Raw genomic sequence first — 22,224 nt, 5'->3', positions numbered from 1 at the left:
CGTTCGGCGATCTCGCGCACCGACGATGTGAGCGCCGTCCACCGCGGCGCGGCGCCGAGCAAGAAGGTCGGGCATGGGAACTCGCCGACGACTACGGCAACACCGTCACGGCGGCGGCGCTTCTCGCCGCCGCCATGTCACCCGCCTTCCCGCCCGCCGCGACGCCCCGCCGTAGAACTCACCGCCGGCGGGGCCTGCCGGAAGGCCGTGGCGTCCTCGGCCCGGTCCTCCCCCGCCCCGCGTCGCCTCGCCACGGGCCGGCCAACGCTCCGTCCCTTCCTCGCTGCTGACGCGCCGGCGTTACCATGCCGGTTCCGCTCGAGGACAGCTCCAGCAGCACACCGGTCATGGCCCGGCACAGCGCCCCGGCGTCGGCGACCAGCGCGGGATCGACGCTCACCCCGAAGCCGAGCTGGCCGTTCCAGCCCAGCGCGCCCACCGCCAGCGGCGCGCCCTTCGCGGTGGGCACGATGGGATGCGCCGCCAGCACCGGTGCGCCGGCGAACGTGATCGGCGCATCGAGGCCGGGCAGGTTGGACACCACGGCTTGGAAGGAGCGCCCCCCGTACACCGACCGGGCGAACGCGGCGTGCGCGGGCTGCGGCAGCAGTCGGGTCAGCCGCTGCATGACGAAGGCGGACGCCAGCGCTCGGGTGCCGGTGCGCAGCCGCCTGCCGGTGGCCGCCGCGATCAGTTCGAGCCGCTCCGCCTCGGCCATCGGGCCGCACGGCAGGTCCACCATGACGGCGGCGGTGTGGTTGCCTTCCGGAGGGGTGCGGGCGGTGCGCGTCATCAGCGGCACCGCGACGCGCAGCGTCGGGCCTGCGGGGGCGGGCCCCGCGCGCAGCAGTCCCCCGATCACCGCGCACAGGATCACGTCGGTCACCCGCGCCCCGTGCCGCCGGGCGATGCGCCGCACCGTCGGCAGCGGAACCCGGAAGCAGGCGAAGGACCGCCGCCCCGGGCGCGGCTCGGGCAGCGGCGCTTTCCGGGGCCGCCGGTCGACGGCGAGCTGGACCAGTCCGATCGCCGTGCCCAGGGGGTTGCGGGGGCGGGGCGCCGTCGGCAGGTCCACGCGGCCCGGGCCGGCCAGCCTCAGCGCGTGGGCGATCACGCCCATGCCGTCGGCGACGGCATGGTGCATCAGGAAGACGACGGCCGTGCGGTCGGGGGCGTAGCCGCGTACCGCGATCAGCCGCCACAGCGGCCGGTCGCGCGGCAGCGGTTCGGCCTGCAGCGCGGCGACCAGCTCGGCCAGCCGTTCGTCACCGCCGGGGGACGGCAGCGTCATCGCGGTCACGTGCCAGTCCCAGTCGAGGTCCGGATGGTCCACCCAGCGGGGCCGCCGCAATCGGGCGGGCGCCGACAGCCGCTGCCGCAGCCGGGGCAGCCCGTCCAGTCGCGCCCGCACCACGGCGGCCAGATCGGCGGCCTGCACCGAGCCGTCGGGGGCGTCCAGCATGATCAGCCCGCCGACGTGCTGGGGCGCCCGGGCGGACTCCACCGCGAGGAAGAACGCGTCCGGCGGCCGCACCCGCCGGCGCGCCCTGGCCGGACGGCCCGCCGCCCACATCGCCGCCCCGACGACGGCGACCGCTCCGACGACGTCCAGCAGGAAGTGGTTGGCGGTCGCCGCGATCACCAGCACGGTCACCAGGACGTGCAGCGCGCCCGCCGCCTGCGGGACCCTGCCGGCGCCCGCCCGGGCCAGTTCCGCGCTCACCCACACCGCCCAGGCGACGTGCAGCGACGGCATCGCGGCCAGCTGGTTGGCGTGGTTTACCAGCGGGGTTCCCCACGAACCCCAGGTGCCCTCGGTGACGACGGTGTCCACGAAGCCGAGGTCGGCGATCAGCCGGGGCGGCATGACCGGCCACAGCGCGAACACCGCGACGCTGAACAGGTTGACCAGCGCGAACGAGGTGCGGGCCGTCCGGTAGCGGTCGGGGCGCCGCAGGTACAGCCAGGCCAGCATGAGTGCGGTGGTGACCAGGTAGGTGACGGCGTACTCGTAGTCGGCCAGGACGGTCAGCGTGTCGTGTCCGGCCAGCCACGCGTTGAGCGGCCGTTCGAGGTCGATGTGCAGCGACCGCTCCCACGCGTACAGGGCGCGGGCGTTCGCCTCCGCCGCGGCCGCCCGGTCTCCGGCGGGCAGGAGGTCGACCAGGCAGTAGAGGGCGAACAGCACCAGCCCCAGTGCCAGCTCGCGCGGCAGGGACAGGCCGGCTCCGCGCGCGGGCCGGGCCGACGTTTCGACGGTCACATGATCTTCTCTAACCCGTTCACCCTTCCTGTACGCATGCATGTCACCACGGAGAGCGATGATCGAGGCCCTCGCGCCAGGCGAGCCCCGCGCGGACGGCCACCTCGGAGACAGATGGTCCGGCTCGTCCTTTCTGTCACCCTCCGGCGGGGGATCCGCGCCGATCGGAGGCCGCGAACTCGCAGCCTGGGCGACATTTCCGGCGAAACGGTAGATCTTGCCGCGCCTCTAACTGTAAGGTCTCTTAACAGAGAGCGCTCTCACGATCTGCCCCCGCTCCCAAGGATCGTCATGAGACTCACCGTGCCGGCCTGCGCGGCGTTTTCCGCCGCCGCGCTCGTCCCGCCCTCCGCGGCCGCCCACGCCGCCCCGCCCAATGGTTCTTCTCCACCCCCGTCCCGTCCGGGAAGTCCATGCAGCAGGTGCTGCAGCGCGATCTGCACCTGACCGCCGCGCAAGCGCGCGTGCGCCTGGCCCACCAAGCCGCGGCGGCCCAGGTCGAGCGCCGGGTGCGCACGCGCCTCGGCTGATTCCGCACGAGACCGCCATCGACGGCCGGGGGCGGTGCCGCACACACCGCCCCCACGACTCCCATGGAGATCCGCCATGTCACAGAAAGCGAAGAAACCCCCCGTCACAGGGACACTGAGGTCCGCCGGCCGGAGACTGCTGACCTGGCTGGCCGCGGTGACCGTCATGCTGCCGCTCACCGTCGCGGCCGGCGCGACGCAGGTGCAGGCCGTCGGACCGGACCTGCTGCCGATCACGGTCACCAACAACACCGGACGCAGCGAACCGGTGTACCTCTACGTCCTCGGCCAGGACCTCCGGCCCGGCGGCAAGCTGGGCTACGTGAACCAGAGCGGGGCGTTCTCGGCCTGGCCCGCGGGTTCGCAGCCGCCGTCCGCGGCGCCCGACGTGTCGATCCCCGGCCCGGCCAACGGCGCAAGCACGACCATCTACATCCCGCGCTTCCTGTCCGGCCGGGTGTACTTCTCCTTCGGGGAGAAGCTCAAGCTCTACCTCACCCCGGACGGCCTGGTGCAGCCCGCGCCGTGGGCGGCCGGGGACCCCAACCGCGACATCCTCTTCGACTGGAGCGAGCTCACCTACAACGACGCCGGCCTGTGGCTCAACAGCACGCAGGTCGACCAGTTCGCGATCCCGCATGCCGTCAGCGTGACCGGCGCCGACGGGACGACCCAGCGGACCGGCCAACTCGTCGACGGCGGCCGCGACAAGGTGATCAACGCCATCAAGGCGCAGCCCGGCTGGGAGAACACGGTGTACACGCGCAGCGACGGCACGGTGCTCCGGGTGCTGGCCCCCGGCAAGGCCACCGACGCCGGACTGCTCGACAGCAACTACCTCGCCTCGTACATCGACAGCGCGTGGAACGCCTTCACCAGCAAGACACTGACCGTCGTGCCGTTCCGCGACCAGCCGGACGTCAAGTACTTCGGCCGCACGTCCGGGAACGTCATGTACTTCACCGACGCCTCCGGCAACCAGGTCCACTCGATCACCAAGCCGAGCACCGCGGACGTGTGGGGCTGCAGCGGGGCCCTCTTCGCCCCCAACGACAACGTCCAGGGCCCGATCGCACGCACGGTCTGCGCGGCCCTGCACCGCTCCACGCTCGGCACCATCGACACCCAGCCGAGCTACGACCCGTCCGAGTTCTACCGCGGCTCGCTGACCAACCACTACTCGCGGATCATCCACGCCAACATGGTGGACGGCAAAGCGTACGGGTTCCCCTTCGACGACGTCGGCAACTTCGAGTCGCTGGTGCACAACGGCGACCCGCGCTCGGCCTCCATCACGCTGACGCCGTTCGGTTCGGGCGGCTCCTCCGACGGCGGAACCAGCGCGCTGGTGAGCAACTGGAACAACAAGTGCATCGACGTCCCGGCCGCCAACTTCAGCGACGGCGTGCCGCTGCAGACCTACACGTGCAACGGCACCGCCGCCCAGCAGTGGACCTTCACCGACGGCACGCTGCGCACGCAGAACGACAAGTGCATGGACGTGGCCTGGGGGTCGCGGGACAACGGCGCGGTCATCCAGATCGCGAACTGCAGCGGGAACCCGGCGCAGCAGTTCGTGCTGAGCGAGGCCGGCGATCTGGTGAATCCGCAGGCGAACAAGTGCGTCGACATCAAGGACTGGAACCCGAACGACGGAGCCGCCCTGCAGTTGTGGGAGTGCAACGGCGGCGCCAACCAGAAATGGCGCCGCGGCTGAGCGGCAACAGCCGCGCGTGACGACAGGGGCGGTACGTGCAACACGTACCGCCCCACTCGGCTCTGCCCGGGCGGCGGCCACCAGCCGGCGCCGAGGAGACTGGGCGGGCGTTCGGACGGGCGGGCATCAGTCGCCGGCGGCGCGGCGGCCGGCGGCCGGCGGAGGAGCATCGGCAGGCGACAATGGGGCGTTCCTGCCGTCACTTACGGCCGGCGCGGGCGAAGTCGCCCGGACGGCCGACGGCCGACGGCCGCGGCGCTTCCCGAGTCCGGCAGGCAGGGCGGGCAAGCCCACTGGGGCGGTTCACCGCGTCTCCCCTGTTCCTGGCGTCGGGACGCGGACGCCATCGAGCAGACCAGTTTCGGCAATGTGAGAGACGTCACAATCCGGCCATACCAAGCTAGCGCTTGTGTATTGCCGGGTTCTCCGAGCGCGCTTACGTTCGATTCGGATCCACACCGCTGCGAACGGAGGGAGACTGCCAGGACACGAAGACCTCGACCGCGACAACCGTCCCCGACACAGAACGGTCCCGAGGCACGCGGGGCCCGACACCGCCCAGCGACATGGGCGAAACCGAACATCCGTCGGCTCGACCGACATCCCACCCCGGGTGTTTCACGCGCCCACTGCAGAAAGAAAGACGCATGTCCCGCGCAACCAAGCTTGCCGCGCTCACCGCGGCCTCCGCCGCCGCCGTCGCGTTGACGGCCACCCCCGCCTGGGCCGACAACTGGACGAACGGCCCCTTCACCGCCACGGCCAACGCCAACAGCCTGGTGGTCAAGGTGGGCGGCACCACCGTCGCCACCTGCAGCGGCTCCACCCTGACCGGCACCATGACCGACACCGGCGCGTTCTCCGTCACGGGGGCCACCGCCACCGGATGCGGTGTCACGGTCACGCCCACCGGCTTCCCCTGGAGCGGAAGCTTCACCAGCGGCACCACCGAGATCAACGGCTTCAAGATGTCCGCTCTCGGCTGTACCTACACCGGCAACCTGAGCGGCCCCTACACCGGATCCGCTCCCCCGGCCACCGTCACGTTCACCGACCGGCCCGTCACGGGATCGGGCCTGTTCTGCGTGAGCAACGTGACCGTCAGCGTCACCTACGTCTTCACGCAACCGTGACCGCCGGATGCGGCTGACCCGGCATCGGTGAGTCCACCCCTCGCACGGTGACCCCTGCGGCCCCGCCGCCGGGGTCACCGCCTTCCGAACGTCTCCGCGAACGGCCCCGCGCCGCGCCGCCGCGGCCGGCCCGCGGCGCCGACCGAAGCCGTGGCCCACCGCGCAGTGCGGCAACCCACAGATACGGCACAGCGGGTGGCGATACCGACCGTCACTTGAGCCGATCGATACAGCGCCCGACCACGTTGCAGCGCCGGCAGGGCGGCCGCATCGGAGATGGGCGTGCGGCCGCCACCCCGGTCCGCTTCGCAGATGGCGGCGGCGACCCCACGAACCCATCGCCGGCGGCGGACGACCCGGCTGCCGCCGCAGTCGCACTCGAAACCACGGGGTGGCTGGATACGGGCCGCGCTGCGTGCCGACCGCGTCAGGCCGGCGGGTGATGCGGTGTCACGGGGACCGCCGGGCGACGCCCGCACCGCCCGCACGGCGGGCCTCGATGAACTCGGCGAACTCCTCCCGGTTGTTGCAGCGTGGGAACGGCTCGTCGGGAACCTCGACGCCCAGGAAGCCGCACAGCGGCTCCCAACCCTGGCCCGCCTGGAAGACCAGCAGCCGTTCGGCGGGCAGCGCGCGCCGCACCGCCTCGTTGTGCTCGGTGAACATGCGGATGGCGTGGTCCCTGTCGGCGAAACGGCCGCCGAACACCCCCTCCCACACCACCTCGTGGGACATCTCGCGCAACGCGGCGAACGCGGGGTCCACCCCGGACTCCGGGAGCGGCGCCATGGCCGCCTCGTAGATGCTCCGGAACGCGCTGTCGTACCAGCTGTCGGGGTCACGGGTGGTGAGGACGACCTTCGCGGCGGGGAACGCGTCGGCGATCTCCCGCCAGAACCGCGCGCCCGGCCAGTCGACGGTCGACCGGTAGTTCCGGTAGATCTCCGTCCAGTCCACCGCCTCTCCCCGGGCGGCACGCTTCCACAGCGCGATCTGGCCGGGATCGTCGAACAGGGCCAGCATGTGGTGGCACGGGCCGAACCCGAGCCGTTCCAGTGCGACCTTGAGGGACAGTGTTCCGGTGCGTCCGAATCCGACGCCGATCACTTCCAGCATGGTGACTCCCTGAAGTCTGGTTCGGCGGATGCGGCGCCTTGCCCGGCGCCGTCCGCCCGTCCCGGCCCGGTCCGGGTACGGGACGCGCGCCACCGGGCCTTGCGCCGGGTGTCCTCAGGCGCCGCGGAGCAGCATGACGCAGATCGTGGCTCCGGGGCCGAAGGCCATGGCGACGCCGTATTCCCCGCGCCGGAGCGGCCTGCCCTTCTGCAGGCGCTCCAGGACCCCGAGGACGGCGGGGGCGGCGGTGTTGCCGTAGTCCCGCATGGCCGCGCGGGACGCCGCCAACGACGTCTCGGGCAGATCGCACACCTCGCCGACCCGGTCGATGATGCGGCGGCCGCCCGGATGCACCGCCCACCAGGCGATGTCGGCGCCGTCGAGACGATGCCGCGCGAGCAACGCGTCGACGGGCCCGCGCACCGCCGCGGCGACGACCTCCGGCATCGTGGGCGCGAGCCGGATGTACATCCCCAGGTCCCCGACGTGGACCTGGAGGTCGTCGGCATGGGCCGGCACGGTGAGCTGCCGGGTGTCGACGATCTCCATGCCGTGCGCGCGGTCCCCGTCCGGGATCAGCACCACGGCGGCCGCGCCGTCGCCGAACAGGGTGAGGCAGACGGCCTTCTCCTTGTCGTAAGGGGGCGGCTGCAGGTGCGGGGAGAACAGGTCGACGGCCAGCAGCACCGCGGGCCTGCTGTGGATCTCGACCCAGTCGCGGCACGCCGACAGGGCGGGCAGCGCCGCGTAGCACCCCATGGGCCCCAGCGACAGCGTCGCGGTGTCGTCGCGCATCCCCAAGGCGGGTGCGAGGGCGTCCAGCCCCGGCGCGGAGTGGGTGGTCGTGGTCACCGTGGCCAGGAACCCGATCTCGTCCGGTCGCAGGCCGGCGCGGCCGAGCGCCAGCGAGACGGTCTCCGCGGCGAGGGCGCGGGCCTCCAGCAGGCCGCGGTCCATTCGTGCGCGGGTCGGCCACCATCGCGGGTCCTCAACGAAGGGGTTCACCGCCATTGCCTTGGTGTCGATGGCCGAGTTGCGCACCACCCGGGCGATGTCGTCACCGCCGGTGTCGGCGGCGAACAGCTTGGCGAACTCCTCGGTGCTCACCAACGGCGGTGCGCAGAAGGAGATGTCGACGATCCTTGTCAGCGACACGGCGTCCTCCTCACAGCCCGGCGGCCCGGACCGGGGTCACGGCCGACGCGCCGATCACGCGGCCGCGTGCGTCGAGGGCCTCTGCCTTGACGAACCGCGCACCGGACACGGCCACGGACGGCAGCTCGGCGGCGGTGTCGAACCCGTTCCAGGCCATGTGGGCGACCGGTCGCAGAGCGGTTCGCGACGGCCCGGCGAGAATCCGCCAGCGGACGACACCGGTGGCGCCGTTCCAGACCACGCGGGCGGTCGAGCCGGTCAGCGACACGGTGGGCGGTGTCAGGGGACGTCCGTGCCACGGGAACCGGTACGCCCGGTAGGTGCTGAAACCGTCGGCGAACGTGGCGTCCAGCAGCAGCTCGCCGGTCCTGGAGAACTCGGAGAAGCCGCCGGCGCTGCCCCAGGAGACGACAGTGTTCCCGTTGGGCAGCCCAGCGGCGCCGCCCATCGTCGCGGCCGCCTTCGGCTGCGGGTGGACGATCTGCCGCACCAGGGTGGCCAGGCGCCGTTTCCGGTCCAGTTTGATCCACATCACGCGGGACAGGCCGTGCTGCCCCTGGTTGTCGAAGAGCCGGATCGTGTCGCCGCCCACCGCCCGGGCGTCGTGCTGTCGGCTGAAACTCGCGCCGTCCGCCAGCGCGAATGTGCTGGAGCGGCCGCCGAGCCGCCACACGATCCGGCCGGTGCTGCGGTCGATCTTGTAGACGGTGCTGGTGTTCAGGCTGGAGACCAGCAGGTCGCCATCGGTGTCGATGTCGATCGAGTTGACGTGGAAGTAGTCGAACGGATTGGGGCCCGGCGCCGGCTTCAGCTGGCTTTCGGTCAGCGGAACATGGTCGAGGCTGCTCCAGCGCAGCAGCACCTCACCGGTCTGCACGTCGATCTCCTGGACGATGCTGTCGAACACCACGCCGTCCTTGGCGCCGCCGACCGGCGACAGGTCGTACGGCACCTCGCGGTACGTGATGACCAGCGCCGTTCCGCGCGGGGTCAGGCGGAATTCGTGCATGTCGAGGGCCGGCACCTTCGCGATGATGCGGTAGTGCGAGTCGGCGATGTAACCGGCTCCGCTGGTGATGCCGGCCCCGGGAACGGTCTGGACGCCCTCCCACCAGGTCAGCACCTGCCGGCCCCGGTAGGTCTGCACGCGGAAGTCGCTGCTGAAGTATCCGTCGGGAATCCGGCGGAACCACACCGGCCGCCCGCGGTCATCGACGATCAGGGGTCCGCGCGCCGTGATCACCATGGGATCCTGCGGTCCCACGAACAGCAGGCCGGGCGCGGTGCCGGGCCGATGGACGCCCACCGTGATCTCAGGTGGGGCGTCGGGCGCGGCCGTCGAGGCCGACGCCGCACCGACGGCCAGGAACACTCCCGGACCGGCCGCCAGCAGCGGCGCGGCCGATACGGCCAGGCCTTTGAGCAGGATGATCCGCCGCCGAATCAGCGAGAGGAGCAACGCCACACCTCCATGCCGCGAGCCGCCCCGAAAGGCCCGGCCCCGACGGTCCGGGCACCGATGACCCGAGCCGGGGACGTCCTGCGGCCTAACCTGATCGGAACGAAGGAGCCGACGCTTCCGGCGGCGCCCTTGCCGCCCTCCGCGGCGGCCTTCACGGCCTGGTCGGCCGCCCCCTTCTCGGCACCTTCCGGCCGGTGCCCGGTGATCTGCCGGAGCCCGGCACGCAGACCGTCATCGCCTCCCGCCGGGAGCGGCGCGCCGAGATCCACAGCGAGTTCCCCGACCGGCGGCGAACCGGCCGGCCCCTGCTCGGCGGGATAGAGATCGGCTTGTTCGGTTACGAATTGCAAGTGGCGCTCCTTAGCATCTGAAACAACACCTGTCGGCAACGGAACGGACGCCGGGTGATCTGAGATCGACTACTTGAACATTCCGTTTGCCGAAACGGCGAATATCTGTGTTCTCAACAAGACGAATCCGCTGATCGGTGCTGATCAGCGGTCAGCACGCCGGAGAGCATCCCGCCGAGGGCAGGCGATGACACCGAGGATTACATGCCGCGCCATCACTCAGCCAAGGACGTGACACCCTCCTTCTCCGCGGCCTGGGTTGCAGCGGGCTGAACGCTTTCACCACCGTCCCATGACCAGGGTTGATGCTAATCAATCTTGGCAACCCGTCCTATGGTCAGACCGGATGCGGCCATGCAACCCCGGCGAAACCCGTACGACGTCATCATCCATTACCCGAAAAGCCGGCTAAACCGACCGATTTAGTTTTTATTGCTTGCCATTGCAGCGCACACGACCGAGTCGAACAACAGCAACCAGGGGGCCGGCAACGAAGTGAAAGACGTTCCGCTGCACAGCCGCCGCCATTATCGAGATCGCACAGCCGCCCCTTCAATTCGATTTTCGTTCCGCCGTCACACGGGCCGAGAGGACACCCGAACCACCGAACCGGAGTCGGCCGCCTGCCGCAGTGACCTGAACACACCCGGTCCGTGCACGCCTTGTGCCGCGCCCCCGGCGGACGCCCCTCAACAGCACCTCGACGGACTTCACAGCGTTCTCGTCGCGACCCCAGCGGATCCGCTGCCCAAAACGCCCCTGTCGCCGTCCCCAGGCGCCATCGCCGGTCCGCGGGTACGCCGACGCGGCTGCGACGGCCGTCCGCCGCCCCCGGCCGTAACGCTCGCCGGAACCGAAGCCGGATACCAGCCGTCCCCAAGCCGCGACCGCCGGCATCGCAGACCCCCGACACCGCGGCCCCGTAACGAAACCCGCGACCTGCAGACGCCGCGGACGATGCGTGTCACCAACCGCAGCAGATGCGCAACGCCATCCGTCTTCCATAGCGACGATGCCGCTGGTCGCACGCGAGGCGACTTGGGCAACGCCGACGCGGCACGGTGCCGGGTGCACGGCGGCAGCAGTGCTCGGGCACAGCCCGGCGTTAAGCCAGCCGACAAGGAACGACCACACGGCCCGGCACCGGAATCCGTGACGGTCACAGACACCGCGACGGGTGAACGTCACAGACCACGGCGGACGCGGTGACACCGGTCCATCCGAAACGGCCAGCCGGGTGCCGGTCGCGCACGGGCGTGTATGGGCGGTGTCGGCGCGGGCGTGGGTGTCGGGCGCGAAGGCGGGTGGCGGGCGGGGACAGCTCTGCAATGAGTCGCCAGGCCACGCCTTCACCGCCCAAACCTGGACGCGTCCAATCGCCTCCCGGTGATGGCCGGGCCCCTGCGGCGTGGGGGCTGTGCCTGGTCCTCATCCCCTCCGGACCAGATCGCAATCCGCGGCAGGCGATGTTCCCTCGGTTGCCAGGCAAGGTGAACGTCGCCTCGGCGATGCGATTTGAGGTTCCAGCGACTGGAAGGTGCATAGTCGTCCCCATGAGCACGAGCGCGGAACTGTTCACAATCGGGCAGCTGGCGGCTCGGTGCGGCGCGTCGGTGCGCACGGTCCGGTTCTGGTCGGATGCCGGGCTGGTGCCGCCCGCGGGCAGGTCCGCCGCGGGATACCGCCTGTACGACGCGGAGGCGGTGGCCCGGCTCGAACTCGTCCTGACACTGCGGGAACTGGGCCTCGGACTGGACACGGTGCGCGCGCTGCTGACCCGGGCCGTCACCGTTGCGGAGGTGGCGGCCACCCAGGTCGCCGCACTGGACGCGGAGATCCGGATCCTGCGGCAGCGTCGCGCGGTGCTCAGCACGATCGCCCAACGGGCGACCACGATCGAGGAGACCATGCTCATGCACAAACTGGCCCGTCTGTCCGCACAGGAGCGGCAACAGATCATCGACGATTTCGTCCAGAGCGTCATCGAGGGCGTCGATCCCGACACACCCGCGATGCGCATCGCGCGGAGCATACGGCAGCTGCCCGCGGAACTGCCCGATGACCCTGCGCCCGAACAGGTCGACGCGTGGATCAAACTCGGGGAGCTCGTCGCGGACGACGACTTCCGCAACCGGGTTCGTGCCATGGCGACCGCCGGGGCGGAAGCCGACGAGCTGGAGCTCGCTGTCGACTACCGGGCGGTCGTGGAGCACGCGGGACGGGCACTGGCCGAGGGGACGCCGCCTGACTCGACCCAGGGAAAGGCGGTTCTGGACCGCATCATCCCGCCGGACACCCCGGCCGCACACCGGGCCACAATGCTGGAGCAACTCGAAACGTTCACCGACGCCCGGGTGGAGCGGTACTGGCAGCTTCTTGCGATCATCAACGGCCGGCAGCCGCAGCCGCCGGTCGTGCCCTGCTTCGAGTGGTTGATCGCCGCTCTTCGCGCGGACGTCGGTGCCCAGCCGTCCTCCCAGGAGGACACCGCCGAAGGCTCCGCGTGACCGTTCGCGCCAGTGAGGCCGCCGACCGGCCACTGTGCTTACCCGTCCCCATCGAATGCGAGCGCAGTGCAGACGGTGCGGCATTTCTCCAGTGGCCGGGACGGCGAGCTCGCGTACCTGCCGGGGTATCACCGAGATTCGCGACACGTCGCAGGCCGCTGGTGCCACACCAGGCAGTGCCACGCCCGCCCCGCGAGAGTTCCGCCTGGGTCGTGTTTCGAAGTGGGTGGACCATTCGCTGATGGTGGTGCTCTCCAGGACGGCCCGGTAGCGGACGGCGAGCTCGTCGTAGCGAGTGGCCATGCCCCGGTGGCACTCGAGGCGGCTGATGCCGCACTCCACGGCATGGTGGTCCGCACAGCGAAATCGTTTTGACAACGTGGTTCACACTTCGCCAGGCTCGGCCCCATGCTGAGACGACCGGTTCGCGACGTGGGTTTCAGAAACGTCAAGAACGGAGGCTGCGGCTTCAGCACGTTCGCGGTCGTCGGCGTGGATTTCGAACCCGCCGAGACCTACGAGTTCGTCGACAACGCGCCTGCGCAGATCCCCGAGAGGTCGCCGGGACTGACCGATGACGGGCACTGGGCGGACATCCTGCGCCTGCACGCTGAGGACGACCGCCGCTTCAAAGACGCCTTCGCCGACGCCATGCGGGCGGACCTGGGAGAGGCCGCGATCCGGGTGGTCCTCACCCGCTTCGTCCACCACACGCTCGACAGCAGCGAGCAAGGCTTCGCCGCGGCCGCCCATTGCACGGTGCGTGAACTGCACCACAGGGTGCAGTTCGAACTGGCGGAGCCGGTGCGCGGCGTGCACGCTCGGAAATCGGGCACGTACGTTCGCGGCGACTCCTACTTCTCCGAGATCACCGTCGACTTCGAACCGGCGAAGAACTACGAGTTCGTGAGCCGGGTCGATGGGAGGCAGGCATACGTGGACGCCGTGGACGAGGTCTTCCGCATCGAGCTCGGAACCCCGCCCGTCCGGGTCATCCTCACCAGGATCAAGCACCGCAACGTGGACGAAGACGCATTCGGGGGCGTCGTCATGCTCGCGGTACGGAAAGTGCGCAAGCACCTGCGGGAAAGGGCGACGCCCGCCGAGGCGGTCCCATCTGCGGAAGACACTGTGTCTTGAATCTCCGCAGGTACGTCTTGCTGGACCCCGACGGCATGGCCGACGGCTGGCTGTACGTGGTCGTGGAAGCACCGACCGGCGTCATCTACCAACAGCAGTACGGCGGTACGGCCTGTCGGCAGGGCCAGGTCGAGGGCTATCTGGTGCCTGTGTTCGGTCCCGATGCCCTGGATTCTCTGCGAACGCTGTTCGAGCGGCACTTTCGCGGCGCCGGAGCTTGGCATCGTTCTTGGTCTGCGCAGGAGCGCGACCGCTTTCGGGACGGCGTGGAAGGCATCACCTTCTGGGCATGTGACGGCCATACCGAAGAACCCCACGCTTTGAAGCTGGACGAGAATCGCATGGCGGACACGGATGAGGCCTGGGTCCCGGTACTGACCCCGGACGGCGCGGTCAACGACCGCGACGTGAACGCGGCCACGAATGTGCTCGCCGCCGGGCTGGCGGAGAGCTGAAACGCCTGTGGAGCTGGTGTAAGACCTCATCGGGAGTCTTCTCGGGGCGAGGCGACCGGCTGTGAAGCAGGAAGACCGACCGGAGACGGTCGGAATCCCCCGCCTCCAGGCAGGGGAGGAAGTCAACAGCACAGCAGGGCGCTGGCGTCGAGGGCGAAGGCCGGTGGTTCGCACCCCGCAGCGCACTTCCGTGTCGTTGGGTGCCGCGCACACTTCCAGCCGTCCCCCTGAAGCGGCTGGAAATGACCAGACTGATGGACGGGATGACGCGGCTCACCGACGCGGTGGGGGGCGTTGCCGGCGTCCGGGGCATGTGGTGCTCATTGGGGTTGCTGAGAGCTTGGCGCCCCTTGGGGACAGAGGTCCTGTATGCACGTTTCGTCGGCAAAATACCGAGTCGGCAGGGTTTGGCTGGCGGAGAGTGGGCAGTGCATACCGGCACGACCCGGTAACCGGAAGGAGACGCAGTGAAGTGGATCATCTCTGCTGTCGTGCTCGCAGCGACGGCCTTCGCGGGCGGCGGTGCCGCCCTCGCGAACGCCGGCAAGGAGCCCGTCAGCCGAGAGCAGTATCGGACGCTCATCAACCAGTGCCGATACGCCGGGAGTGAGACCGCGCGGCAGAACTGCCGCGCTGAGGTCCGGAAGACCTACAGGATCGGCGCCTGGAACTCCGCACTCAACTGCCGTACGTATTCGAGCGTGACCGTGTGCGGCAAGCTCAACCTCAGCGCCCACCAGCGGGCCTGCGTGCGCGATTTCGTGCAGCGCGGCCTGACCTACAACCGCGCCGAGGTGGAGTGCTACGCCTACCTTAAGAGCAACTGACACAGCGTCCCTGAAAGCCCCGCGCCCCCGGGGCAACAGCAGGGCACGTTCCCCTCGCCCCATCTCACATGGGCCCGCAGCCAGTGGGTGACCATGGCGATCCCGACCACGTTGCGGCGTCGGCAGAGCGGCCGCCACCCCGGCCCCCTCGCACATGACGGCGGCGAAGCCGCAGACTCGCAGCTGACGACCCGGCCGACGCTCCCCCACATAATGCCGAGTTCTACCAGACATCGCCTGGGACGCGTCCGGTGGAACGTGGGTGTCCTGCTGCGGTCGATCTTGCCGTGGGTTCGATGATGCGCTGTGGTGCCTCATTCATGAGCTGCTCGATGCCGCCTGGGCGCGTATCAGGCCGTTGTCGCCCGCCCAGCCCTTGCGGGGCGGGAGGTGGGTGTTCACTGCTCGATCGCGGCCCGCTACCGGTCGGCCCCGCGCACGCTGGGATGGTCCGCACAGGAGGCGTTTTTCGCGCCGATGCAGGCGTCGGCCCCGCGCATGCGGGGGATGGTCCCATAACCAGCTCGCCACCGTCGCCAACTCCACGTCGGCCCCGCGCACGCAGGGATGGTCCCACGTCGGCGTCGGTGAGCGCGTCGAGTACGGCGTCAGCCCCGCGCACGCGGGGATGGTCCGTCCCTCGACGCCGCGAACTTTTCGACCCAGTGGTTTTTCTCAGGTGGGGCGGGAGAAGCGGCGGGCGGCCAGGAGCAGGCCGAGGAGGGCGCCGACGGTGATGAGTCCCCATTCGGCGAGGAGCGGGGGATGCCAGTGGCCCCAGGTCAGCTGCTGGAACAGCGGAGCCGGGGGGTCCGGCAGATAGGCCGCGACGGTGCGGCGCATGCCGTCGACCGCATAGCTGAGCGGGTTGATCAGTGCGAGCGTCGCCATCCAGGCGGGCATGGCGGCGAGCGGGAACATCGCGCCGGACAGGAAGAGCAGCGGCGCCATGAGCACGGTGAGTGCGGTTCCGAAGGTCTGCGGCTTGCCGACCAGGGTGGCCGCCAGCACTCCGAAGGCGGTCATGGCAAGTGTGGTCAGCGCAAGCTCGACCAGGAGCAGTGCGTACAGGCCGATGTCGAAGGGAATGCCGATCGGGGTGGCGGCGGTGAGGAGGAGCGCCGCCTGGCAGGTGGCGACGGTGGTCCCGCCCAGGCATTTGCCCATCAGCAGCGTGCTGCGCCGGACCGGGCTGACGAGCATCTCGCGGAGAAAGCCGTTCTGGCGTTCCCACAGCACCGAGGAGCCGACGGCGACGGCCGGGCCCTGGGCCGCCATGACCAGGATGCCGGAGAACAGGAACAGCTGGTAGGCGGGCCCGCCGGATGACGGCAGGAGACCGGCCACGCCGGCTCCGAAGACGAACAGGAAGAGCAGCGGCTGCAGCAGCGAGACGGCGGTTCCGGTGCGGTCGCGGGCGAAGTGCAGCAGCTCGCGGCGCCAGATCATGCGCAGGGCGCGCAGTTCGGCGCGCAGGCCACCGGGAGCGGGCGCGGCCGACGGCGGCGTGACGGACGGCGGTTCTTCGGCGAGATGCCCGGGGTCGGTGGGTGGGCTGTCGGGTTCGGCCGGGGCGTCGTCGCGGATGCGGTGCCCGGTGTGGTGGAGGAACACGTCATCGAGGCTGGGCGGGACGACCTTCGCCTCATAGACGAGGATGTCCAGTTCGGTGAAGACCTGCCGCAGGACCCGCGTGCTGTCGGTGGCGCGCAGCGACAGGCCGCGCGGCCCGCTGGTCGCGGCCAGGCCGAGGCGGTCGCGCAGCAGCCGCGCCGCGGCCGCGTCGTCGGCGGTGCGCAGGTCGATCCGGTCGGCGCCGAGGACCGATTTCAGTTCGTCCGGGCTGTCCTCGGCGACGATGCGGCCGCCGTCGATGATCGCGATGCGGTCGCACTGGTCGGCCTCGTCCAAGTAGTGCGTGGTCAAAAAGAGCGTGACCCGCTCGCTGCGGCAGACCTGCCGCAGGTACCGCCAGACCTGGGCGCGCGCCTGCGGGTCCAGGCCGATGGTGGGCTCGTCCAGGAAGAGGACCTGGGGACGGTGCAGCAGAGCGCGGGCGATCTCCAGCCGCCGCCGCATGCCGCCGGAGTAGGTGCGCACCAGCCGGTCGCGGTGGTCGGTCAGCCCGACCAGGGCCAGGGTCTCCTCGATGCGGGTGGGCACCTCGGCGACGGGAACGTCGTACAGGTCGGCGTGGAAGCGCAGGTTCTCGGCTGCGGTGAGGTCGCCGTCCAGGGTGGTCTCCTGGAAGACCAGGCCGAGGCTGCGCCGGGCGCCGGCGGGGTCGGTCCGGGTGTCGTGTCCGGCGATCTCGACCAGGCCCGACGTGGGCGCGGACAGCGTGCACAGCATCGCGATCGTCGTCGTCTTGCCCGCGCCGTTGGGGCCGAGGAACCCGAAGCTCTCGCCCGGGGCCACGGTCAGATCGATTCCGTCGACCGCGGTGACGTCCGCGTACTGCTTGCGCAGGCCGACCGCCCTGATCGCCGGGACGGTGGCCCCGGTTCGCAGGGACGCCGGCGCCGGGCCCGGCCGCAGGCTCACGAGTGTTCCGCCAGGCGCTCGGCCCAGTGCTCCGGCACGACGAACCCGAAGCTCCACCGGTGACGCTCGGTCGGGTTGACGATGCAGTGCCACAGCAACCGGTCCGGCTCCTGCTCGATCTTGAAGAACCGCGCCATCCGGGGACGTTCCCGCAGGGTGACCAGCTCGCCGGTGGCGGGGTTCTGGTAGCGGAAGAAGGACGTGTGCTCCGGGTCGGCGAAGTCGCCGTCGAAGTCGACGATGTACATGCGCCAGCCCGGCTGGTCCTCGTTGGTGTGCCAGAGCCGGTAGGAGGACGGCGGGTACCACATGCTGCCGGAGAACCGGACTTCGTCGCCGAAGACCTTCTCCAGCGCGGCCACGACGCGGGTCTTGGCCGCCAGATAGTCGTCGTAGCCGGGGTGGGCGACGTGGTCGTCAAGGTTGATCAGGTGGAAGTCGCGCCTGACATCCCCGGTGGGCTCGGCGGCGGCCCGGTCGCGCCAGGCCCGGTACTCGGGGCTGGACGGCGCGAGCGAGGTCGACTGCAGGTCCTCCTCGCGGAACGACGCGTGGAAACGGGTCAGGTCGACCGTAGGCGGCATGATCTTGAGCCGCGGCAGTTCGTCGATGACCGGGCCGAAACCGGGGAGCTCGCTCAAGTCGTACTCGTGGTGGTAGACCTCGCCCGCCGCCGGTTTCGCGCGTTCCGCGGCCGGGGCGGGCTCCCCGGCCTTCTGCGCCTCCTCGGCCTTCGACGCCTCCGCGGCGTTGTGCGCCTCCGCCTGGGCGGCCTGGGTGGACGCCACCATGAGGTCGCCGACGGTGAAGTCGTAGCCGCCGGCACGGGCGAGCCGGATCACCTCCGCGGCCCCGGTCAACGCCTTCATCTGCTGCCGGACCTGCGGGTCCTCCACGGTGAGGCGCAGGAACCGGGTGCAGGACTCAACGGACATCGTGTTCACTCCTTGGCTGGGATGGGCCGGTTCGGCGGGTCGAGCAGCAGGACCGACGGGGTGCTCTCGGGCCGGGCCAGCCGCAAAAAGTGCATTCCGAAGCCCGCCAGGCCCAGCATCAGGCCGGGGAAGAATCCCGACTCCGGGCCCGGTCGCGCGTCCTCCAGGTTCCGCCACTGCGTCTGGGCCTGGACGTTGGCCTCCATCCGGAAGGCGGGCTCGTCGTTCAGCTCGGCGAAACGCAGGAACAGCTCGGCGTTGCCCGATCGGCCGTGGCAGAGCGAGTCGTTCATCAGGCGCGGGAAGCCGCGCATCGTGGCGGTGAGCGCCTGGCGGGCCTCGTGGAGCATGGTGTCGTCGTCCTTGCCGAGCAGGGCCCAGCTATGGATGCGGGTCATGCCGATGCCGGCGGCGCCGTTGCACCAGGCGTTGGCGTAGTGGCGCCCGTTGCGGAACCGGCCGCCCGCGATGCGCCGCAGGTCGTACCAGTCCTGTTCGTCATGGTCGAAATGGCGGGCCTCGTAGGCGAAGGCGCGCCGACCGGCGTCGATGTAGCCGGCGCGGTCGTCCCGGCACCCCAGCATGATCAGCGCCCAGCCGATGCCGCCGGCGCCGTGCGACAGGCCGGTCAGGTTGGCGACCACGGTGTCCGGCTCGGGGCTGGGCCAGGACAGGGTGTCGCCGTCGGCCTGCGCATGGCGCAGCAGGTGCGCGGCGCATCGGTGCGCGTGGTCCAGGCCGTGTCCTCCGGTGGCGTCGGCCAGCGCGAGCAGCACCGGGATGAGCCCGGCCACGCCGTGGAAGACGTCGAAGTGGCGGTCCTGCTCGATCAGCCCGGCGGTCTCGTCGGCGAGTTGGACGGCGCGGTCGAGCAGCGCGCGGTCGTTCCACAGGTGGTGCAGGTGCGTGAGGAGGTAGATCAACCCGCCGAGCCCGGCGAAGGCGCCGATGCGGCTGCGGTCGCCGGTGTCGAGGGCGTGGGCGAGGGCGCGCTCGGCGGCATGGCGGAACTCCGGACGCGGGTCCGCCTCGTTGAGGTGGGCCAGGAAGAACGCGATTCCGGCCGATCCGGTGTACAGGTCGCCTTCGATGTCGATTTCGGTCTTGCCGTCGCCGGTGATGATGTAGGAGGTCCAGGGCGCGCGGCCGGGCTCGCGCAGCATCCGGCACAGCCGCAGCCCGAGGGCGCTCGCCTGCTCGACGCAGGTGGCGGCGAAGTCGGGGCTGGTGACGTCGCCGCCGGACAGGCCCGCGGCGATGTACTGGTCCTGCTGGGCCCGGTTGCGTTCCGACAGCCGCCGGATCCGCGCGGCGGCATGGTCGAGCGGGGTCGTCTCCAGCGTGGCCGCGATCTCGTCGCGGTGGTCGTGGACGAGCCGGTCGCCGCCCGCGTCCACGGTGAACATCGGCACGTCCAGCCGCCACATCGACGCCAGCTCCCAGGGCGGCAGCACGCCGTCGGCGTCCCAGTTGCGCGGGAAGGTGCGCACCGTGTTGACGAGCAGGTCGACCTCCAGCGGTTCCATCAGGCACTTGGGATGCCGCGAGGCCACCAGAAGCTGCGCGTAGACCTGCGTGCTCCAGTTGATGAAGCGCACGCGTGTTCCGGCGAACAGGCCGGTCACGCATTCGATGGCGCGGTCGGGGTCGTCCTGGAACCACCGGTACACGCGGTCGAAGCCGGCCCTGATCGCGTCGGTGAAGTCCTCGGCGCGGGTCAGTTCGTCGCCGATGAAGACGCGGTTGGGTGCTCCGGGCTCGACCCGCACGCCCGTGCGGTGCGTCACGGCCGCCGCAAAGGAGATCCGGCGGTCGTTGACCTGCGGCACCGGCATCGGCAGCTGGTAGGAGGCGCCGCCGGAGTAGCCGCTGAGCCGGATGCCCGTGTCGTCCTCCGCCGCGGTGGGCCATTCGATCAGACCGGTCTTGAACACCGAGTCCATCAGCGTGCCGGACGGCCGGGGCTGCCCCTTGGGCGGGGCGCCGAGCACGGTCTCGCAGTCGCAGATGAACGCGTGGCCGTCGGCGACCAGGACGTTCTCGAAGTGCAGGTCGCCCCCGCCGAGGATGTAGAAGATCGCCAGATAGCCGCCGAGCTCGGCGTACACGTGCTCGGCCTGCTCGCGCGTGTCGACCCGGTTGCGTCCGGACGGGATCAGCGCCTCGTAGCCGTATCCGTCCCTGGGCAGCACCGCGCGGGGCGCGTAGCCGAGGACGTCCTCGTCGCGCAGCCGGGCCAGCAGTTTCTGCAGCGCGGCCTCGCCTCGGACGCAGCGCGGCTTGTAGACGAACGACTCTTCGGCGCCGTCCGCCAGGGTGACGTCCACGATGGCCACGCTGCGGGCGCCGGCGTGCATGTCGGAGCGGCCCAGGCGCACGGTGCGCACCCTGGTGATCGGCTGCCCGAAGAACGCCTCGGCCACGGCTTCGGCGTCGGCGCGCAGCCGGGCGATCATGTCTCGGCCGTGTGCGGCGAGCAGTTCGGTGACGTGGGCCAGCCACCGTCCGAGGACCGGGAACTCCAGGAAGAAGCGGTGGTAGGAGGCGGTGTCGGCGAACGTCTTGTCGAGGTAGGCCAGGTAGTCCTCTTGGGGCGCCTGTTCCGGGTCGATGCCGTGCACGGCGCAGTAGGCCTTGGCGTCGGCCTCCACCGCCCAGGCCAGCGCCAGTTCGAAGCGGCCGAGCAGGTGGGCCTGGAAGTCGTCGACGATCTGGGGCTCGATGACGAGGGCCGGACGGCCGGGTTCCTCCGCCAGCGCCCCGCCCAGCCGCCGGCCCAGCTCTGTCAGGAACGGCTCGCAGGCGATGGCGAGCCGCCCGTAGTAGGTGTCGAACCCCCGCCAGCTCTCTTCCGTCGCCCGGTCGCCGGCCCGCTCCAGCCCCCGCAGCGCCGCCTCGTACGTCGGCAGCCATTCACGCTGCAGCTCGGGGAGGATGCGGCCGAGGTCGTCGTCGCGGCCGGTGAGCGCCAGCTCGTGCCGGCGGTACTCGGTCAGAAGCCCGGTCAGCGAGTCTCGGGTGTACCGCGCCGCTCCCGGCCGCCGCGTGCTCTCCTTGTGGAAGCGCGCGGCCAGCCGGTCCGCCAGCCGGTCGATCCGCCACCGGTCGAACTCCGTCAGCGGCGGGGCGCCGTCGGCCGGGCCGAGTTCGGAGACGACCTGGGCCTGCTCGGAGAGGTTCGCGGCGCGGGCCGCGATGTCCAGGGGGAAGAGTGGGGTCACTCCGGGGTTCCTCGCTCTGTCGGTCCGTACGGGCCGGCGGGCCGACCGATGTCGGCCCACCGGCTGGTCGTCACTTCGGCGGGGCTACTTGGTGCCGCCGTCGCAGACGATCGTGAACGGACCCGCGCTGCAGCTCGTGGCGCAGGCGTAGACCTCGACGGCGGCCACGCCCTCGGTCCAGAAGCCGAGGGTCTCCTCGTCCAGCGGCTCCACGGACGCGGGGACGGCGCCGGCGGACACCCCGAACGCCTCGGGGGTCGCCAGGACCTCGGCGCGGACCTCGGCGTCCGCGGCGGCGTGGCGCAGTACGGTGCTCGGTGACATCAGCCTTTCTCCTTTGCTGTGGTGAACCCTGCCGGGCTACTCGACCAGTTCAGTCGCCAGCCGAATGCCGAGCTGCCGTTCGGCATTCTTGATCTCGGCTATGGCGGCGTCCATGTTGGGTTTGTCGTTCTGCCAGGCGATCAGCTCCTCTTCCTCGGCGGAGATTCCGTCCCGAATCCAGAAGGATTCGAGCCATTCCTTGGTGGCCTGGGGGTGCAGGTCCGTCACCGGCGTGACCCGCGCCAGCAGCGGTTCCTCGTGGAGCGAGAGAGCGAGCCGGAGCACTTCCTGCATTTTGCCGTCCGGCGGCAGCAGCGAGCACAGCAGCATCAGATGCTGGATCTGGCGGACCGTTTCGATGGCCCGGTGAGTGGTCAGGTCGCTCGGCGGTTTCGGCCCGGTGCCCTTGAGTCGTCCCATTCAGCTTCCCCTCGTCGGGCGGCTCCGACTCCGCGGCTTCCGGAGCCGGGCACCGCGGACTTGATTCGCACTGTCAACGAACAGGAAAAGGCTATGTCTGGCAATCTTGCCGCCGCACTAGAGTC

16 protein-coding genes are annotated in these 22,224 nt (G+C 70.6%); 7 read left to right on the top strand and 9 right to left on the bottom strand.

Annotation, left to right across the window (positions count from 1 at the left end):
• Nucleotides 1-178: 178 nt before the first annotated feature.
• On the bottom strand, nt 179-2,263 hold the full coding sequence (locus QSK22_RS08860; protein WP_285493530.1) for a bifunctional phosphatase PAP2/O-acyltransferase family protein: 2,085 nt from the start codon (nt 2,261-2,263) through the stop codon (nt 179-181).
• 606 nt (nt 2,264-2,869) lie between these two features.
• On the opposite strand from QSK22_RS08860, the gene QSK22_RS08855 reads away from it, so the two are divergent.
• Both QSK22_RS08855 and QSK22_RS08850 read left to right on the top strand, forming a co-directional pair.
• Nucleotides 2,870-4,510 (top strand): glycoside hydrolase family 64 protein, encoded by a 1,641-nt coding sequence (locus tag QSK22_RS08855; RefSeq protein ID WP_285493529.1) that lies wholly within the window; start codon nt 2,870-2,872, stop codon nt 4,508-4,510.
• 647 nt (nt 4,511-5,157) lie between these two features.
• A complete protein-coding gene (locus QSK22_RS08850) occupies nt 5,158-5,643 on the top strand; it encodes a hypothetical protein (RefSeq protein ID WP_285493528.1) in 486 nt (161 codons plus the stop codon).
• Nucleotides 5,644-6,093: 450 nt separating this feature from the next.
• Here QSK22_RS08850 and QSK22_RS08845 read toward each other — a convergent pair whose 3' ends face one another.
• The 3 genes from QSK22_RS08845 to QSK22_RS08835 all read right to left on the bottom strand — a co-directional run bounded on the left by QSK22_RS08845 (nt 6,094) and on the right by QSK22_RS08835 (nt 9,373).
• Entirely contained in the window at nt 6,094-6,759 is a 666-nt protein-coding gene (locus tag QSK22_RS08845) for a sulfotransferase family protein (RefSeq protein ID WP_285493527.1), read from the bottom strand.
• Between the two features lie 114 nt (nt 6,760-6,873).
• Nucleotides 6,874-7,914 carry a type III polyketide synthase gene (locus tag QSK22_RS08840; RefSeq protein ID WP_285493526.1) on the bottom strand — a complete coding sequence of 347 codons (1,041 nt, stop codon included), beginning with the start codon at nt 7,912-7,914 and terminating at the stop codon, nt 6,874-6,876.
• A 10-nt stretch (nt 7,915-7,924) separates the two neighbouring features.
• Nucleotides 7,925-9,373 (bottom strand): arylsulfotransferase family protein, encoded by a 1,449-nt coding sequence (locus tag QSK22_RS08835; protein WP_285493525.1) that lies wholly within the window; start codon nt 9,371-9,373, stop codon nt 7,925-7,927.
• 197 nt (nt 9,374-9,570) lie between these two features.
• On the opposite strand from QSK22_RS08835, the gene QSK22_RS08830 reads away from it, so the two are divergent.
• From QSK22_RS08830 to QSK22_RS08810, 5 genes are all read left to right on the top strand, one after another.
• Entirely contained in the window at nt 9,571-9,747 is a 177-nt protein-coding gene (locus QSK22_RS08830) for a hypothetical protein (protein ID WP_285493523.1), read from the top strand.
• A gap of 1,487 nt (nt 9,748-11,234) precedes the next feature.
• Complete coding sequence (locus QSK22_RS08825; RefSeq protein ID WP_285493719.1) at nt 11,235-12,233, top strand: helix-turn-helix domain-containing protein; 999 nt, start codon at nt 11,235-11,237, stop codon at nt 12,231-12,233.
• 432 nt (nt 12,234-12,665) lie between these two features.
• Nucleotides 12,666-13,373, top strand: a complete 708-nt coding sequence (locus QSK22_RS08820) for a hypothetical protein (RefSeq protein ID WP_285493522.1) — start codon at nt 12,666-12,668, stop codon at nt 13,371-13,373.
• A 17-nt stretch (nt 13,374-13,390) separates the two neighbouring features.
• Nucleotides 13,391-13,828 (top strand): DUF6210 family protein, encoded by a 438-nt coding sequence (locus tag QSK22_RS08815; RefSeq protein WP_285493521.1) that lies wholly within the window; start codon nt 13,391-13,393, stop codon nt 13,826-13,828.
• A gap of 467 nt (nt 13,829-14,295) precedes the next feature.
• Nucleotides 14,296-14,655 carry a hypothetical protein gene (locus tag QSK22_RS08810; RefSeq protein WP_285493520.1) on the top strand — a complete coding sequence of 120 codons (360 nt, stop codon included), beginning with the start codon at nt 14,296-14,298 and terminating at the stop codon, nt 14,653-14,655.
• Nucleotides 14,656-15,330: 675 nt separating this feature from the next.
• Here the strand turns inward: QSK22_RS08810 and QSK22_RS33710 are convergent.
• From QSK22_RS33710 to QSK22_RS08780, 5 genes are all read right to left on the bottom strand, one after another.
• Entirely contained in the window at nt 15,331-17,199 is a 1,869-nt protein-coding gene (locus QSK22_RS33710) for an ATP-binding cassette domain-containing protein (protein ID WP_352231424.1), read from the bottom strand.
• Nucleotides 17,196-18,134 carry a Nif11-like leader peptide family natural product precursor gene (locus QSK22_RS08795; protein ID WP_285493519.1) on the bottom strand — a complete coding sequence of 313 codons (939 nt, stop codon included), beginning with the start codon at nt 18,132-18,134 and terminating at the stop codon, nt 17,196-17,198. The genes QSK22_RS33710 and QSK22_RS08795 overlap by 4 nt, the downstream gene beginning before the upstream one ends.
• Nucleotides 18,135-18,139: 5 nt before the next feature.
• Nucleotides 18,140-21,355 (bottom strand): type 2 lanthipeptide synthetase LanM family protein, encoded by a 3,216-nt coding sequence (locus QSK22_RS08790; RefSeq protein ID WP_285493518.1) that lies wholly within the window; start codon nt 21,353-21,355, stop codon nt 18,140-18,142.
• Nucleotides 21,356-21,439: 84 nt separating this feature from the next.
• Nucleotides 21,440-21,679 carry a cinnamycin family lantibiotic gene (locus QSK22_RS08785; protein WP_285493517.1) on the bottom strand — a complete coding sequence of 80 codons (240 nt, stop codon included), beginning with the start codon at nt 21,677-21,679 and terminating at the stop codon, nt 21,440-21,442.
• Nucleotides 21,680-21,715: 36 nt separating this feature from the next.
• The gene (locus QSK22_RS08780; RefSeq protein WP_285493516.1) at nt 21,716-22,099 is read right to left on the bottom strand and encodes a DurN family substrate-assisted peptide maturase; all 384 of its coding nucleotides are present in this window, start codon (nt 22,097-22,099) and stop codon (nt 21,716-21,718) included.
• Nucleotides 22,100-22,224: the final 125 nt, after the last annotated feature.

Origin of the sequence: Actinomadura sp. NBRC 104425, from assembly GCF_030269545.1 — a bacterium.
GTDB classification, from domain to species: domain Bacteria; phylum Actinomycetota; class Actinomycetes; order Streptosporangiales; family Streptosporangiaceae; genus Spirillospora; species Spirillospora keratinilytica.
This window is presented reverse-complemented; position numbering and strand designations above follow the sequence as displayed.